Genomic DNA, 15772 nt, shown 5'->3' with positions numbered 1-15772 from the left:
TATGGCAAAAACCGCTCTGAGAAACAAGGCGGCACGCAAGCCGAAGTTCAAGGTGCGTGGCTACACGCGCTGCCAGGTCTGCGGTCGTCCTCATTCCGTCTATCGCAAGTTCGGCCTGTGCCGCATCTGCCTTCGTGAGAAGGCGCATCGCGGCGAGCTGCCGGGTGTGACGAAGTCCAGTTGGTAAAGATCGACGCTGAAGGTCCGCGGTCGAGGCAGATTTCTGCCCGGCGGCGGAAACCACGGCGAGGAAGGGCATAAGCCCACATGACAATGACAGATCCCATCGCAGACATGCTGACACGTCTGCGTAATGCGAGTGCGGCCAAGCATGAAACAGTCGACATGCCGTACTCCAAGTTCAAGGCGAACATCGCGCAGATTCTCAAGCGCGAAGGCTTTATCGCCGATTACCGCGCCAAGGAGGCGCGCGTCGGGCAGGATCTGGAGATCACGCTCAAGTACGGTCCCGATGGACGCCAGTCCATTCAGGGAATCAAGCGTGTCTCCAAGCCCGGTCTGCGCCGTTATGCCAAATCGGATTCCCTGCCCATGCCGCTGGGCGGGCTGGGAATCGCCATCATCTCGACCAGCTCGGGACTGATGACCCAGAAGGAATGCCTCGACAGGGGCATCGGCGGCGAAATCGTCGCCTACGTATGGTGAGAAAGGAGAGCTGAACATGGCATCGCATATTGGTAAGCTCCCCATCGCCGTTCCGGCAGGTGTGGAGGTGGCCTTCAAGGGCCAGGAATTCACCGCGAAGGGTCCCAAGGGCTCCGACGGGTGCACGCTGCCTGAGGGCATCACCGGCAAAGTCGAGGGTAATGAGATCATCATGACCCCCGCCGACGAGGACCGCACCACCAAGGCCAAGCATGGCCTGAGCCGCTCCATTGTGGCATCCATGGTCGAGGGCGTCTCCAAGGGCTACAGCAAGCACCTGCAGATCGTCGGCACAGGCTACCGAGTGGTTGCCAAGGGTAAGTCCCTGGAGTTCTCGCTGGGCTACTCGCATACCATCACTGTCGACCCCCCGGAGGGCATCACCTTCGAGACACCGAACGCCAACGAAGTGGTCGTCTCCGGCATCGATAAGCAGGCTGTCGGCCAGGCTGCGGCCAACATCCGCGCCCTGCGTGCTCCCGAGCCTTACAAGGGCAAGGGCATCAAATACGCCGACGAGCACATCCTGCGCAAGGCTGGAAAGGCTGGTAAGTGATATGACGGTCTCGATACTAGGCAAAGGCAAGAAGATCGCCCGTCTGCGCCGCCATGCCCGTCTGCGCAAGCATGTATCCGGCACGGCAGAGCGTCCCCGTCTGGTGGTCACACGGACCAACCGCAACATGATCGCCCAGATCGTCGACGACACCAGGGGCGTCACCCTGGTCAGCGAGTCGACTATGGCTTCGGACTACGGCTCCTTCAAGGGCACCAAGACCGAGGCCGCCCGCAAGGTCGGCGAGCAGATCGCGGCCAAGGCCAAGAAGGCTGGCATCACCACCGTGGTCTTCGACCGTGGTGGCAACAAGTACCACGGAAGGGTCGCAGCGGTTGCGGAAGGCGCCCGTGAGGGAGGTTTGGCACTGTGAGCGACAACGAAACGACAAAGGAAACAACCCAGGTGACTGAAGATTCCACAAACGCTCAGTCCAGCCAGGGTGGCAGAAGGGACCGGAACGACCGGAACGATGATCGCCGCGGCGGTCGTCGGGGCGGCTCCCGTGACGGCCGTAGGGATGGCCGTCGTGGTCGCCGCGACCGCGACGAGCGTGACGACATGCTCGACAGGGTCGTGACCATCAACCGTGTCTCCAAGGTCCACAAGGGCGGCCGAACCTTCAGCTTCGCGGCTCTGGTGGTCGTGGGCGACGGCAAGGGCACCGTGGGTGTTGGCTACGGCAAGTCCCGTGAGGTCCCCGCAGCTATCTCCAAAGGTCAGCTGGACGCCAAGAAGCACATGTTCACTGTTCCCCGCATCCGCGGAACCGTAACCCATCCGGTGATCGGCCACGATGCAGCCGGAACGGTTCTCCTGCGGCCTGCAGCCCCAGGAACCGGCGTCATCGCCGGTGGTCCGGTTCGCGCCGTCCTGGAGTGCGCAGGCATCACCGACATTCTGAGCAAGTCCATGGGCTCGGCCACAGCCGTCAACATGGTGCGGGCCACTGTAGCTGCCCTGAAGCAGCTGGAGGAGCCTGAGGAGATCGCGGCACGCCGCGGCCTGCCCCTGGAGGAGGTCGCCCCTGACTCCCTCCTGCGCGCACGTGCCGCCGGCATCGCCGACGAGCGCAAGGAGCGCGAAGAGGCCAAGGCCAAGGCTGACGAGCAGTCGAAGGCAGGTGAGTGATGACCAAGCAGATCAAGATCACCCTGGTCAAGGGCGTGGCTCATGCCACCGACCGCCAGAAGGAGAACGTCAGGTCTCTGGGCCTTCACAAGATCGGCCAGACAGTCCTGCGTGAGGACACCCCCGTCTACCGGGGGATGGCCGACAAGGTCCGCCACCTGGTGAACGTAGAGGAGGCAGACTGATTATGGCCAGCGAGAAGCAAGAGCCCACCATCCTGCAGATGCATGACCTGCGTCCTGCTCCGGGTGCCAAGCGTGACCGCATCCGTGTGGGTCGCGGCGAGGGTTCCAAGGGCAAGACCTCCGGTCGTGGCACCAAGGGCACCAAGGCACGCTACCAAGTCCGTCCGGGCTTTGAAGGCGGCCAGCTGCCCCTGTACATGCGGTTGCCCAAGCTGCGTGGGTTCAGGAGTCCCTTCAAGAAGGAGTACCAGGTGGTCAACCTGGGTGCTCTGGAAGGACTCTTCCCCAACGGCGGCGAGGTCACTGTCGAGGATCTGGTCAACAAGGGAGCGGTCCGCAAGGGCCACCCCGTCAAGGTCTTGGGTGATGGCGATGTCAAGGCTGCTTTCACCCTCAAGGGCGTAAAGGCCTCGACCTCGGCCAAAAGCAAGATAGAAGCCGCAGGCGGGTCCGTCTCTGAGGACTGACACTCATAGGGGACAGACCGCAAGGCAGATGATTCCGGCCCTCCCCGCTCCAAGCGGGCGAGGGCCGGAATTCGTTTCCGGCCAGGTTGCCGTCGGGATTTGACGGAGCCATCGGTTAAGCTGGTCGGAGCAATAAGGTGCGATGCACCGGGACCAACGCGTGGGCGCGTAGGGAGGGAACTTAGGTGAGGACGTTAATCCAGGCCTTCAAGACCAAGGAGTTGAGGAAGAAAATCCTCTTTGTTCTTGGCATCATCATCATCTATCGCATCGGGTCGTTCATACCTACCCCAGGTGTGGATTATCCTGCCGTGCAGAAGTGCATCACCACAGCCGGCAATGAGGACTTCATCGGCCTGGTCAATCTGTTCTCGGGCGGGGCTCTGTTGCAGCTGTCCATCTTCGCGCTAGGCATCATGCCCTACATCACCGCATCCATCGTGGTGCAGTTGCTGCGTGTGGTCATTCCACGCTTTGAGGCTCTGCACAAGGAGGGTCAGTCCGGCGAGGCCAAGCTGACCGAGTACACCAGGTATCTGACCATCGGCCTGGCGGTGCTGCAGTCCACGACTATTCTGGTCACTGCCCGCAACGGCGCGCTCTTCAACGGGGCATGCCAGCAGCAGGTTATCCCTGACAGTTCGGTCTGGAACCTGGTGGTCATGGTTCTGATCATGACCGGCGGCACAGGCCTGATCATGTGGATGGCCGAGCTAATTACTGACAAGGGCATTGGCAACGGCATGTCCGTCCTGATCTTCATCTCCATCTGCTCCGGCTTCCTGCCTCAGCTCTGGAACATCGGCTGGGGCACCAACGGCAAGAACGGCGACTGGGTCAAGTTCGGCATCGTTGTGACTGTCTTGGTGGTCATTCTGATTCTGGTGGACTATGTTGAGCTGGCTCAGCGCCGCATACCCGTCCAGTACACCCGCCGGATGATCGGCCGCAAGATGTACGGCGGATCCTCAACCTATCTGCCACTCAAGATCAATATGTCAGGCGTGATTCCTCCCATCTTCGCCTCATCCATTCTGGCTATTCCCACCCTCATTGCCCAGTTCGGCAAGCCCGAACAGAGCTGGGTCAAGTGGATTGATGCCAACATGGCCAACACCACCTCGGTGTGGTACATCGTGCTCTACTCGGTCATGATCGTCTTCTTCTGCTTCTTCTACACTTCCATCACCTTCAACCCCGATGAGACGGCCGACAACATGAAGGAGTACGGCGGTTTCATCCCCGGCATCAGGGCCGGACGCGCCACCAGCCGGTACCTGTCATACGTGATGAATCGGCTGAATACAGTCGGCGCCATCTATCTGCTTTTCGTGGCGCTGATACCCACGGTGCTAATCATGTTGCTGAAGATCAACTCTAAGTTGCCCTTCGGCGGCACCACCATCCTGATTATCGCCGGCGTCGGCCTGGACACCCTGCGTCAGGCCAGGGCCCAGACCGAGCAGTTCCAGTACACTGGTTTCCTGCTGGAGGGCGACCACAAGGAAGGCTGACCCTAACTTAAGCACCTGCAAGTGCTGTCAGATTAAAACAAATGAAGGTCCGGCCCTGGCCCTTGGTGGCAAGGGGCCGGATTCTTTTGTGTCGCGGGAAGACAGTTTGCATGGGTTCAGTAAGTGGAACCTGTATTGGGTCGGGTAGCCGCTAGCATACGTAAATGAGGGTTCTGCCCGGCAAAGACGGCTAAGACCGTCCGGAACCAAAGAGTCAAGAACATAGAACATCGAGCAAAGGATAGGGAATGGCACAGCGACTGTTGATCATGGGACCTCAAGGTGTTGGCAAGGGCACGCAAGCAGCCTTGCTCAGCAAGCATTACGGGATTCCGGCCATCTCCACCGGCGACATTTTCCGATACAACCTGAAGAACGGAACTGAGCTGGGCAAGCAGGCCAAGGTCTACACCGACAAGGGTGAGCTGGTTCCAGACGAGCTGACCAATAAGATCGTCAAGGACCGTCTTGGCATGGATGACGCCGCCCAGGGCTGGATTCTGGACGGCTACCCCCGTTCGGCTTCCCAGGTCGAGGCCCTGGACAAGATGCTCAAAGAGCTTGACACTCCGCTGACGGCTGTGGTGGCCTTGGACGCCGACCATGACGTGCTTATGCAGCGCATCGCCCAGCGAGCCAAGGAAGAGGGGCGAGCAGACGATACCCCCGAGGCCATCGCCAAGCGTCTGGATATCTATGCCAAGGAGACCGCACCCCTGCTGAACACTTATAAGTCTCGTGGCCTTCTGGTCGCAGTGGACGGTCAGGGAGCGGTCGAGCAGATATCCAAGGAGATTATCGCGCAGCTGGACAAGCGCTAATTCATAGCCTGTCAGGCTAAAGGGTTGTCGCCAGCTGAATTAACCGTAAGAAGGCCTTGTTCAGAACACACTGGCACAGCTCGCCACTAAGACTAACCCAAGCATAGAAGCTGCATGGCCCCAGGGGGCTTGACAGCTTCTTTTTGTGGTGGGCGGAAATCCCCGCGCGTCCGCCCAACTCTGGCGGAGAGGATGATAGCCTAGTTGCATTCAGACCCTCTTCCGGGGGTATTGCATGTCGGTGATTGGCCGTAAAAGATAGAGAAATCAATAGAAACAGAAGAGGTCCACTTGAAGGGGTCTACGGCATCCGTGGTCAGATCGGATAAACAGGAACCAGCGCGTCCGAAGCACACCATCCGAACCATTCTGCGCTCACTGCGCGAATACCGGAAGGCCAGTTTTCTAGCTCCAGCCTTCGTCTTTCTGGAGAGCGTCCTTGAAATTGTGATTCCGACCATCATGGCCTCCCTGATCGACCAAGGAGTCTCGGGGAGGTCCATGCCGGCCATCTTCAAATTCGGGTTGATATTGCTGGCCTGCTCGGCCGTCTCCCTCTTCTCCGGGTTCATGTCCGGGCGGTATGCGGCCATCGCCTCTTCCGGCCTGGCCAAGAATGTCCGCAGCGACCTCTTCGCCAAGGTGCAGTCCTTCAGTTTCACCAACATCGACCGCTTCTCCACCGGTTCCATCATCACCAGATTGACCACCGATGTGACCAATTTGCAGAACGCCTATCAGATGGTCATCAGGGTCGGGGTCAGGGCGCCGATCATGGTTATCGTCGCCTGGCTCTTTTCTTATAAGATCTCCAGGCCCATATCCTTGGTCTTCCTGATCGCCATCCCCATCCTGGGCTTCGGGCTGATCGGTCTGTCCCTGCTGGTGCACCCTATCTTTGAGCGGGTCTTCCACACCTACGACCACCTCAACAATGTGGTGGACGAGAATCTTCAGGGCATCAGAGTGGTCAAGTCCTACAACCGGGAGGACTACGAGGAGCGCAAATTCAACGGTATTTCTCTGGCCATCTACCGGGCCTTCTGCAAGGCCGAGAGAATCATGAGCCTGAACCCGGCGCTGTTGAACTTCTGCATCTACGCCTCTCTGCTGGTCATATCCTGGATGGGAGCCTCCCAGATCGTGGCATCCGGGAACAATGCGGCCCTGGGGCTGACCACGGGCGATCTGACTGCCTTGGTCACCTATGCCATCCAGATCATGATGGCCATGAACATGGTCTCCATGATCGTGGTCATGGTCGTCATCTCCCAGGCCTCGGCGGAGCGCATTTGCCAGGTGTTGGACGAGGTCAGCACCGTGCATGATCCCGCCAAACCGGTTATGAAGGTGGCCGACGGCTCCATAAGCTTCCAGGATGTGACCTTCCGCTACTCGGATCGGTCCGAACGTCCCGTTCTGAGCCATATCAATCTGGACGTTCCCTCGGGATCGACCCTGGGCATCGTGGGCGGGACCGGCTCCTCCAAATCCAGCCTGGTCCAGCTCATACCCCGTCTCTACGACGTGACCGAAGGGTCCCTTCAGGTGGGCGGGGTGGATGTGCGCCAGTACGACCTGACCGTCCTGCGCGACCAGGTGGCCATGGTGCTTCAGAAGAATGTCCTCTTCACCGGGACCATCGCCGAGAACCTGCGCTGGGGCAATCCTGATGCTTCGGACGAAGATCTGGTGCGCGCCTGCACTCTGGCCCAGGCTGACGGTTTCGTGCGGGAGTTTCCCGATGGGTATCAGACCTACCTGGATGAGGGCGGCACCAACCTCTCTGGTGGTCAGCGACAGCGTCTGTGCATAGCACGTGCCCTTCTGAAGAAACCTGACATCCTGATTCTGGATGACTCAACCAGCGCCGTGGACACCAAGACCGACCAGCTGATCCGCCGGGCCTTCAGCCAGGAGATTCCCGATACCACCAAGATCATCATCTCCCAGCGTCTGGCCTCTGTGGAGGACGCTGACATGATCGTTGTCCTGGAAGAGGGCAGGATTCTCGACAAGGGCACCCACCAGGAGCTTCTGCGAACATGTCAGGAGTACCGATCCATCTACGAATCACAGACCAGGAACCAGAGCGAGGAGGACAAGGACCATGAGTGACGGATCATTCAAGGACCGCAAGCCCCGCTTGGACAAGGCCGCGCCGGGGACGACCCGTCGCATCTTCAGCTACTTGCTGGCCTACCGCTGGCAGCTGGTGGTGATCGTAGTCTGCATCATTGTCAGCGCCGGGGCCCAAGCCGCATCGGCCTTCTTCCTTCAGCCACTGATCGATCACTACATCCTGCCGCTGGTCGGGGCCGCCAACCCTGACTGGGGACCGCTGATGAGGACCCTGATCCTGATGGGCTGCCTCTATGCGGTAGGGACCTTCTGCTCCTGGTTCTGGAACTGGCTGATTGTCAAGGTGGAACAGGGCACATTGAAAACCATCCGCGACCAGATGTTCGCCCACCAGCAGGAGCTGCCCATCGGCTTTTTCGACACCCATGAGCACGGCGACACCATGAGCCGCTACACCAACGACACGGATACCCTCCGCCAGGCCATCTCCCAGTCCTTCCCGCAGATGGTCTCCTCGGTTTTGTCCGCCCTGGCAGCCCTGATCTCCATGCTCTGGCTCTCCATTCCCTTCACCGTCCTGACCCTGGTCTTTGCGGCGGTCCTGATTGTGGTGGTCCGGGTTCTGGTCACCCGAAGCGGCCGGTACTTCGTTCACCAGCAGCGCTATCTGGGCCAGGTGAACGCCTTCGTTGAAGAGGCCGTCAACGGGCAGAAGGTCATCAAGGTCTTCAACCACGAGAATGCCACCGCCAAGGTCTTCGAAGCGCGGAATGAGGAGCTCTTCCAGGCCTCGGCCCAAGCCAACACCTACGGCAATGTCACCATGCCGGTCGTGGGCAACATGGGCTACCTGCTCTATGTCATTCTGGCAATCGTAGGCGGGCTGGCCGGCATCGCGGGCATGGGCAACGTAGGACTGACCGGGGCAGGGCCGCTGACCCTGGGAACCATCGTCTCCCTTCTGACCCTATCCCGCTCCTTCGTAAACCCCATCGGCCAGGTCTCCATGCAGTTCAACATGGTCATGATGGCCTTGGCCGGAGCCTCGCGGATCTTCGACCTGATGGACCAGCCTGTTGAATCAGACCAGGGTACGGTCAGATTGGTCAGCGTCGAGCTGGCCTCGGACGGCCGGACCATGACCCCCGTCGACCACGAAACAGGGCACTGGGCTTGGAAGCGTGAGGCAGATGACGATGGCAGGCGCTCGCTGGAGGCCGCCATGAAGCTTCCCGGCGATGCCCGAGATGTGGCCCTGAAGGCCAAGGATCAGGCAATCACCTCTCCTGATGGGCGATACACCCTCTTGCAAGGGGATGTGCGATTCACCGACGTCAGCTTCGGGTATGACCCGAGCAAGCCTGTCCTGCACGACATCACCTGGTTCGCTAAGCCTGGACAGAAGGTTGCTCTGGTCGGGGCCACTGGTGCTGGCAAGACCACGATCACCAACCTGATCAACCGCTTCTACGACATCCAACAGGGGCAGATCCTCTATGACGGGATCGATGTGAGGAACATCCGCAAGCCTGACCTCCGCCGTTCCCTGGGCATCGTCCTTCAGGACGTCAACCTCTTCACCGGCACAGTCCTGGACAACATCCGCTACGGACGTTTGGATGCCACTGACCAGGAGTGCATCGAAGCCGCCAAAATGACCAACGCTGACAGCTTTATCCGCATGCTTCCCCAGGGCTACCAGACCGTTCTCGAGGGGGATGGAAGCGGATTGTCGCAAGGTCAGCGTCAGCTGATCTCCATTGCCAGGGCGGCTGTGGCGGATCCTCCGGCCATGATCCTGGACGAAGCCACTTCCTCGATCGACACCAGGACCGAGGAGGTGGTCCAGCAGGGCATGGACGCGCTGATGCGCGGTAGGACGGTCTTCGTCATTGCCCATAGGCTCTCCACGGTTCGCAACTCTGATGTGATCATGGTCCTTGACCATGGGCGAATCATCGAGCGTGGCAATCACGATGAGCTGATAGCCAAGCATGGCGAGTACTACCAGCTCTACACCGGAGCCTTGGAACTGGAGTAGGGCTCTCCGGGATTGCCAAAGGCATGATCCAGCATAAGCGACGTTAGTGTAGGGGGTCGGTCCGCGATGGGCCGACCCCTTTCCTGTATATGCATTCGACCATTTTCTGCAGTCGTCCCGAGTTCGACAAGTGCTGGCCTAGTAGCAATTTTTTAATATTTTTAAACAATTTATGCAGTTCCGAAGGCCAATTCCGACTATAGACTGAGAGCAAATATATACAGTTTGGCTGAGCAGACAAGGGGCTGATGACAATGGGCGTCACAGTAAAGGTCGAAAAGCTTACGATTCCCACCTACGGGATCGGAAAACCGGACAAGAATCCGCAATTTATCGAAAATCGAGTCTATCAGGGCTCTTCGGGACGGGTCTATCCTTACCCGGTCATCGAGACCATCTCGGATGAATGCAAGGATCAGGACTACAAGGCGGTCATCCTGGAGAATGAATACCTGGAGGTGACCGTCCTGCCTGAGCTGGGCGGACGCATTCAGTATGCTCGGGACAAGACCAACGACTATGACTTCGTCTACCGCAATCGGGTCATCAAGCCTGCTTTGGTAGGCCTGACGGGCCCTTGGATCTCCGGGGGCATCGAGTTCAACTGGCCGCAGCACCACCGGCCCAGTACCTTCCTTCCGGTGGACTGTACGCTGAAGGATCTGCCGGACGGGGGCAAGGCGGTGGTCTGCCACGATACCGACCGCATCTACGGCACCCAGGTCACCACCACCATCGCCCTGCATCCCGGGGTCAGCGTCATTGAAATCTCGGCCCGGCTCTACAACGGCACGCCCCTGCCCCAATCCTTCCTCTGGTGGGCCAACCCGGCCGTGGCGGTCAACGAGCACACCAGGACCGTCATGCCACCCGATGTGACTGCAGTCATGGACCACGGCAAACGCGACGTCTCCCGCTATCCGATCGCCACGGGAACCTACTACAAGCACGACTACTCCCAAGGAGTGGACATCAGCCGTTACAAGAATGTGCCGGTACCGACCTCATATATGGCGGCGCATTCTGACTATGACTTCGTTGGCGGCTACGATTTCTCGCGGCAGGCGGGCATTCTGCATGTGGCTGACCATCACATCTCGCCGGGCAAAAAGCAGTGGACCTGGGGCTGCGGGGACTTCGGCCACGCCTGGGATCGGAATCTGACCGATGCTGATGGCCCCTACGTGGAGCTGATGACCGGGGTCTTCACCGACAACCAGCCCGACTTCACCTGGCTCAAGCCATACGAGGGCAAGACCTTCACCCAGTACTTCATGCCCTACAAACAGGTTGGGCTGGTCAAGAACGCCAGCGTGGATGCGGCCCTGAACCTGGAAGTCGGCCCCGAGCAGACCTTCGGAGCTGCCGGCGAGCATGAGGGTATCGAGGCCCAGGGGCTGAGGGCCGGGCAAGGGCGTGTCACCGTCTACACCACACGGGTTCAAAAGGATGCGCGCGCCCAGGTCGCTGCCGATGACGGATCCATCCTTTACCAGTGGCAGGGCACCCTTGGCCCTGACAATCAGGTCAGGGCCGAATTCGAGACAGGCGATCGTCCGGCTACTTCATTGACAGCCCGGGTGGAGGACGCTCAAGGACGGCTCCTGGTCAGCTATCGTCCGCAGCCACCCGCCGGAGGCAAGATTCCCGAGCCGGCGCAGGCCGCCGATCAGCCGGAACGTATCGCCACCAACGAGGAGCTGCTGCTGACCGGACTGCACCTGGAACAGTACCGCCATGCCACCTACAGGCCTGATCCTTACTACCTGGAGGGGCTCAAGCGTGACCCGGGCGATGCACGCATCAACAACGCCTATGGTCGACTTCTGCTTCGACGCGGCGACTTCGCCGGAGCCGAGCAGCACTTCCGCACAGCCATCAGGCGGCTGACCTGGCGCAATAATCAGCCTTATGATTCCGAGGCCCATTACAATTTGGGTCTTGCCTTGAGCTATCAAGGACGAACGGATGAGGCCTATGATGCCTTTTACAAGGCCACCTGGGACGATGCCCAAAAGGAAGGGGCCTTCTTCTGCCTGTCCTGCATCGCTGCATGTCGCGGCCAGTTGGAGCAGGCATTGGACTTCGTCCAGCGCTCTTTGACCCGCAACACCGACAATATTCGGGCTCGCGGGCTCAAGGCCTATCTGCTGCGTCGGCTGGGCAGGCAGGATCAGGCGGACCAAGTGGTGCGCGAGAACCTGGCCCTGGATCGGTTCGACTTCGTATCCGGATACGAGCGAGTCTTGGCAGGCGGCGATCCGGACGAGCTGTTCAAACTGATGCGCGGGGATTACCTCAACCTCCTGCGAGCGGCCCGTGGCTACGCGGCATTCGGCGCCTATGAGGAGGCGCTGCAGCTGCTGGGCCAGGCCGATCAGCATCAGCCCATGGTCCGGTACTATCAAGGCTGGTATCTGCACCTGCTTGGGAGGAAGGATCAGGCTCTTGAAGCCTTCCAAGCCGCCGAGGCCGCGCCTTCGGACTACTGTTTCCCCAATTCCCTGGATGATATCGCGCCGCTGCAGATGGCCATGGACACGGTTGATGGTCCCAAAGCAGCCTATTATCTGGGCTGTCTCTACTACGACAAGTCTCTGACAGACCGGGCCATCGAGCTTTGGGAGCATTCCCGGCAGCTGGATCCCGACTTCGCCACTGTTCACCGCAACTTGGCCATCGCCTATGACAACAAGCGACACGATTGGCAGGCCGCCGACCGGGAAATCGAGACCGCCTACCGGTTGGATCCCGAAGACGCCCGGGTCTTTCTGGAGCGGGATCAGCTTCATAGGCTGATGGGCTGGAGCTTTGCCCGTCGGCTGACGGAATTTGCAAAGCATCCAGAGGTTGTGGCCCGCAGGGACGATCTGTATATCGAATACCTGAGCCTGCTCAACCAGACCGGCGGCTACGAACGGGCCTATCAGCTCATGAGCAGCCGGCGCTTCCACCCCTGGGAGGGCGGCGAGGGCAAGATTACCGCCCAATACCGGATATCCCTGACCCTGATGGCCAAGGATGCCATGGCGGTCCAGGACTGGGACCGTGCTGCGGACCTGCTGGAGCGAGCCATGACCTATCCGGAGAACCTGGGCGAAGGCAAACTGGAAGGTCAGAAGGACAACGATCTTCACTACTATCTGGGGATAGTCAGACGAGCAGCAGGAGACAAGGATGCAGCGGTTCAGGAGTTCCGTCTGGCCTGCCTGGGCTCCGGGCAGGTGGGGGAGTCGCTCTACTACAACGACCAGCCTGCTGAGATGGTCCTTTTCCAGGGGCTGGCCCACCAGGCTCTTGGCGAGCAGGGTCCGGCCAACGCCTGCTACTACCGGCTGCTGGACTTTGGCGAGCAGCATTTGGACGACCATGTGGAGAAGGACTACTTCGCAGTCTCCCTTCCCGACTTCCTGACCTTTGATGCGGACTATACCCGTATGAACCGGGTTCATTGCCTCTACCTGATGGCACTGGCACGCATCGGCATAGGGCAGATCGACCAGGCTCGGGAGTGCCTGAAGCAGGTGCTGGAACTGGATGCCGGCCATATTCAGGCCGGGATGTTCACTGATGAATTGGACCACAGGGCAATTCTCACCGGGAGGAAAGCATGATCAAGGTTGCATTGACTGGAGCCTGGCAGGTTCAGTCCCCATCTGAGCTGCAGGGAACCGTCCTGTTGCCGGGCACGCTGGACACCAACGGACTCGGACACGATGATCAGGAGCTGTCTGCTGACTATGGCAGCGGCAAACCCGGCCCCATCGGCTCTCGGCTGACCAGGCGGCACACTTTTGAAGGGACGGTCAGGCTGTCCCGACAGATTCGATGGGCCCCGCAGCCGGGGCGGAGGGTCTTCTTCGAGGTAGAGCGCGCTCGCCGCCTGGAGGTCAGGGTGGGAGAACGCCTGGTCGAGCCCTATCGTCCTCAGACCTTGAATACGCCGCATGTCTTCGAGCTGACCGGACTGCTGACGGGCAATGACCTGCTGCAGGTGGATTCCGACAACGCCTATCAGGGCATGCCTCACGACGCCATTGTGGATTCCTCGACCGCCACTGACCACACCCAGACCAACTGGAACGGGCTTCTCGGAAACATTGGTCTGCGTGTGGAGGAGGACACTTTTGTAGATAGCATTCGTGCTTACCCCCATGGCGATGCGCTGACCGTAGAGGCTGATGTGGATTCGCGCCAAGGATTCCATGGTCGCTTGAGGCTCTCTTCCGATGCACTGGCCCAGCCTCTGGAGGTCGCTGCAGACCTGAAACCTGGGCGGCGAACACTGACCTGGCCCGATCTTCCGCTTGATGCCCATGCGGATCGCTGGGACGAATACCAGGGCTGTCTGCATGGCATGGCAATCGAGCTCCTGCCACCGGACGGATCCAAGGTGCTCTCGCGGGTAAGTACGGACTTCGGCATCCGTGACTTCGCAGCCGATGAGCAGGGGAGACTGGCTCTGAACGGCAGGGCCTTCTTCCTGCGAGGCGAGGCCAATTGCGCTGAGTTTCCGCAGACCGGCTTCCCGCCCATGGACGTGGGCTCCTGGATTCGTATTCTGGAGGCCTACCGGTCATACGGAGTGAATGTAGTCCGCTTCCACTCGCACTGCCCGCCCGAGGCAGCCTTCATCGCCGCGGACCGGATGGGGATGATGATGCAGCCCGAGCTCTCCCACTGGGACTACCATCATGCCTTCCAGGAGGATGTGAGTTACCGCTACTATCGCACCGAACTGGAGCAGACGCTGCTCTTCCTGGCCAACCATCCCTCCTTTGTCATGCTCACCCTGGGCAACGAGCTGTCTGCGGATGCGACCGGCCACCAGCGCATGGCTCAGCTTATCGAGGATGCCCGGAGCATTGACGACACCCGGCTCTACGCCAATTCGTCCAACCCGCACTATGGACAGCTGGGCAGTGATGACTGCAACGAGGTCTACACATCAGAGTCCTACAAGAGCCACGACCTGCGCTGCTGCTTCGCCAACATGCGCGGATCCACCAACGCTGCCCATCCGGGAACTGCACACAATTTCGAGGACTCCATGCAGGCAGTCCGCAAAGAGTGCAAGGTGCCGGTCTATGGATTCGAGGTCGGCCAGTATGAAGTGTTGCCGGACTTCCGAGAGATCGAGGAGTTCACAGGGGTCACCCGTCCTGAGAATTACGCAATGATCCGTGACAGGGTCCGTGAATCTGGCCTGGACCAGCGCACCTGGCTGGAATGGGTGGCCGCTACAGGCGAACTGTCGCGGATCTGCTACCGGGAGGAGGTGGAGTCCGTCCTGCGAACCCCTTCCATGTCGGGACTTTCGCTGCTGGGTCTGCAGGACTTTCCCGGACAGGGCACGGCTCTGGTGGGCATGATGGATGCTCATCTGCACCCCAAGCATTTTCCCTTCGCCCGCCCCGAACGCTTCCGGTCCTTCTTCACCGACCAGTTGCCGCTGGCAGTCATGGACCGTTATGCCTATACCAGCCGAGAGAAGCTCTCAGGGACGGTCAAAGTGGCCAACTACGGCCGACGCGCGCTGCAGGGTGATCTTCGGCTGCGGTTGCAGGGCCAGGGGGTTGATCTGGAGCGTGTCTTCCGTCAGGTCACCTGTCCGGTGGGCAAGCTGACCGATCTTGGAGCCTTCGAACTGCCTCTGGATGGCGTTGAAGGCAACCAACGCTGCCGCCTGAGTTTGGAGATCGACGGCGTGACCAATGTCTATCCGGTCTGGGTCTACCGGGACAGCAAGCCTGAACGGCCAGGCGGTCTGTACGAGGCCAGGAGGTTTGACCACCAGGCGCGTCGGATCCTGGACCAGGGAGGCACAGTCTATCTGAGTCCTGACTCCACGGCACAGTCCCTGCCCAGATCCGTTCAGGCCCATTTCTCCACGGACTTCTGGTCAGTGGGGACATTCAAGGACCAGAGCGGCACCATGGGGCAGTTCATTCAAGCCGACCACCCTATTTTTGCCGATTTCCCGACCGACTCGCATACTGACTGGCAGTGGTGGCCCATGGCCACCCAGCGGGCCATCATCCTGCCTGAGCGCTACCAATCCATCATCACTGAGATGGACAGCTACGCTTACCTGCGACCCATGACACAGCTGCTGGAATGCCGCTGTGGTAAGGGCCGGCTTCTGCTCTCCTCCATGGGCCTGCAGAATCTGACCGAATATCCGGAGGCTCGGGCACTTCAGACCAGCATCTATCGGTATCTGGGCTCCAAGGACTTCAACCCGCGTCAGAGGATTGATTCCGAGGTCATCGACCAGCTGGTTGCCTGAGTCCTGCCGTCCGCTAAAGC

At 59.9% G+C, this 15772-nt stretch carries 13 protein-coding genes; all 13 read left to right on the top strand.

Going from position 1 to position 15772, the window contains the following annotated elements; genetic code table 11:
- The first annotated feature begins 1 nt into the window (after position 1).
- The 13 genes from H3T90_RS03550 (at position 2) to H3T90_RS03490 (ending at position 15752) form a co-directional block, all read left to right on the top strand.
- Entirely contained in the window at positions 2 to 187 is a 186-nt protein-coding gene (locus H3T90_RS03550) for a type Z 30S ribosomal protein S14 (protein WP_015022346.1), read from the top strand.
- An 80-nt stretch (positions 188 to 267) separates the two neighbouring features.
- Entirely contained in the window at positions 268 to 666 is a 399-nt protein-coding gene (gene rpsH, locus H3T90_RS03545; RefSeq protein ID WP_024626787.1) for a 30S ribosomal protein S8, read from the top strand.
- Between the two features lie 16 nt (positions 667 to 682).
- Positions 683 to 1222, top strand: coding sequence for a 50S ribosomal protein L6 (gene rplF / locus H3T90_RS03540; protein ID WP_046323303.1), 540 nt, complete (start codon positions 683 to 685; stop codon positions 1220 to 1222).
- A gap of 1 nt (position 1223) precedes the next feature.
- Positions 1224 to 1595 carry a 50S ribosomal protein L18 gene (gene rplR / locus H3T90_RS03535; RefSeq protein ID WP_015022343.1) on the top strand — a complete coding sequence of 124 codons (372 nt, stop codon included), beginning with the start codon at positions 1224 to 1226 and terminating at the stop codon, positions 1593 to 1595.
- Positions 1592 to 2353 carry a 30S ribosomal protein S5 gene (gene rpsE, locus H3T90_RS03530; protein ID WP_024626785.1) on the top strand — a complete coding sequence of 254 codons (762 nt, stop codon included), beginning with the start codon at positions 1592 to 1594 and terminating at the stop codon, positions 2351 to 2353. The genes rplR and rpsE overlap by 4 nt, the downstream gene beginning before the upstream one ends.
- On the top strand, positions 2353 to 2538 hold the full coding sequence (rpmD, locus tag H3T90_RS03525) for a 50S ribosomal protein L30 (protein ID WP_045924814.1): 186 nt from the start codon (positions 2353 to 2355) through the stop codon (positions 2536 to 2538). Before rpsE ends, rpmD begins: the two co-directional genes overlap by 1 nt.
- Positions 2539 to 2540: 2 nt before the next feature.
- Entirely contained in the window at positions 2541 to 3005 is a 465-nt protein-coding gene (gene rplO, locus H3T90_RS03520) for a 50S ribosomal protein L15 (RefSeq protein ID WP_110425730.1), read from the top strand.
- A 185-nt stretch (positions 3006 to 3190) separates the two neighbouring features.
- Positions 3191 to 4519, top strand: coding sequence for a preprotein translocase subunit SecY (gene secY / locus H3T90_RS03515; protein ID WP_110413369.1), 1329 nt, complete (start codon positions 3191 to 3193; stop codon positions 4517 to 4519).
- A gap of 248 nt (positions 4520 to 4767) precedes the next feature.
- Positions 4768 to 5340 (top strand): adenylate kinase, encoded by a 573-nt coding sequence (locus H3T90_RS03510; RefSeq protein ID WP_198229629.1) that lies wholly within the window; start codon positions 4768 to 4770, stop codon positions 5338 to 5340.
- A 312-nt stretch (positions 5341 to 5652) separates the two neighbouring features.
- Positions 5653 to 7458, top strand: a complete 1806-nt coding sequence (locus tag H3T90_RS03505) for an ABC transporter ATP-binding protein (RefSeq protein ID WP_332468232.1) — start codon at positions 5653 to 5655, stop codon at positions 7456 to 7458.
- On the top strand, positions 7451 to 9463 hold the full coding sequence (locus H3T90_RS03500) for an ABC transporter ATP-binding protein (RefSeq protein ID WP_198229628.1): 2013 nt from the start codon (positions 7451 to 7453) through the stop codon (positions 9461 to 9463). The genes H3T90_RS03505 and H3T90_RS03500 overlap by 8 nt, the downstream gene beginning before the upstream one ends.
- Before the next feature lie 254 nt (positions 9464 to 9717).
- Positions 9718 to 13077 (top strand): tetratricopeptide repeat protein, encoded by a 3360-nt coding sequence (locus tag H3T90_RS03495; RefSeq protein ID WP_232350549.1) that lies wholly within the window; start codon positions 9718 to 9720, stop codon positions 13075 to 13077.
- Positions 13074 to 15752: a DUF8487 domain-containing protein gene (locus tag H3T90_RS03490; protein WP_198229626.1), complete on the top strand. Its 2679-nt coding sequence runs from the start codon at positions 13074 to 13076 to the stop codon at positions 15750 to 15752. Before H3T90_RS03495 ends, H3T90_RS03490 begins: the two co-directional genes overlap by 4 nt.
- The last annotated feature ends 20 nt before the right edge of the window (positions 15753 to 15772 follow it).

The sequence above is a fragment of the Bifidobacterium polysaccharolyticum genome (assembly GCF_016101585.1).
Taxonomy (GTDB): Bacteria; Actinomycetota; Actinomycetes; order Actinomycetales; family Bifidobacteriaceae; genus Bombiscardovia; species Bombiscardovia polysaccharolytica.
The sequence above is the reverse complement of the archived record's forward strand: the minus strand, read 5'-3'. Positions and strand labels throughout refer to the sequence as shown.

What these genes read in the sequence shown, in the direction of transcription:
- rplO (WP_110425730.1), top strand. Translation starts at nt 2,541, where the DNA reads ATGGCCAGCGAGAAGCAAGAGCCCACCATCCTGCAGATGCATGACCTG.
- H3T90_RS03495 (WP_232350549.1), top strand. Translation starts at nt 9,718, where the DNA reads ATGGGCGTCACAGTAAAGGTCGAAAAGCTTACGATTCCCACCTACGGG.
- H3T90_RS03510 (WP_198229629.1), top strand. Translation starts at nt 4,768, where the DNA reads ATGGCACAGCGACTGTTGATCATGGGACCTCAAGGTGTTGGCAAGGGC.
- rpmD (WP_045924814.1), top strand. Translation starts at nt 2,353, where the DNA reads ATGACCAAGCAGATCAAGATCACCCTGGTCAAGGGCGTGGCTCATGCC.
- H3T90_RS03550 (WP_015022346.1), top strand. Translation starts at nt 2, where the DNA reads ATGGCAAAAACCGCTCTGAGAAACAAGGCGGCACGCAAGCCGAAGTTC.
- rplR (WP_015022343.1), top strand. Translation starts at nt 1,224, where the DNA reads ATGACGGTCTCGATACTAGGCAAAGGCAAGAAGATCGCCCGTCTGCGC.
- rplF (WP_046323303.1), top strand. Translation starts at nt 683, where the DNA reads ATGGCATCGCATATTGGTAAGCTCCCCATCGCCGTTCCGGCAGGTGTG.
- H3T90_RS03500 (WP_198229628.1), top strand. Translation starts at nt 7,451, where the DNA reads ATGAGTGACGGATCATTCAAGGACCGCAAGCCCCGCTTGGACAAGGCC.
- H3T90_RS03490 (WP_198229626.1), top strand. Translation starts at nt 13,074, where the DNA reads ATGATCAAGGTTGCATTGACTGGAGCCTGGCAGGTTCAGTCCCCATCT.
- rpsH (WP_024626787.1), top strand. Translation starts at nt 268, where the DNA reads ATGACAATGACAGATCCCATCGCAGACATGCTGACACGTCTGCGTAAT.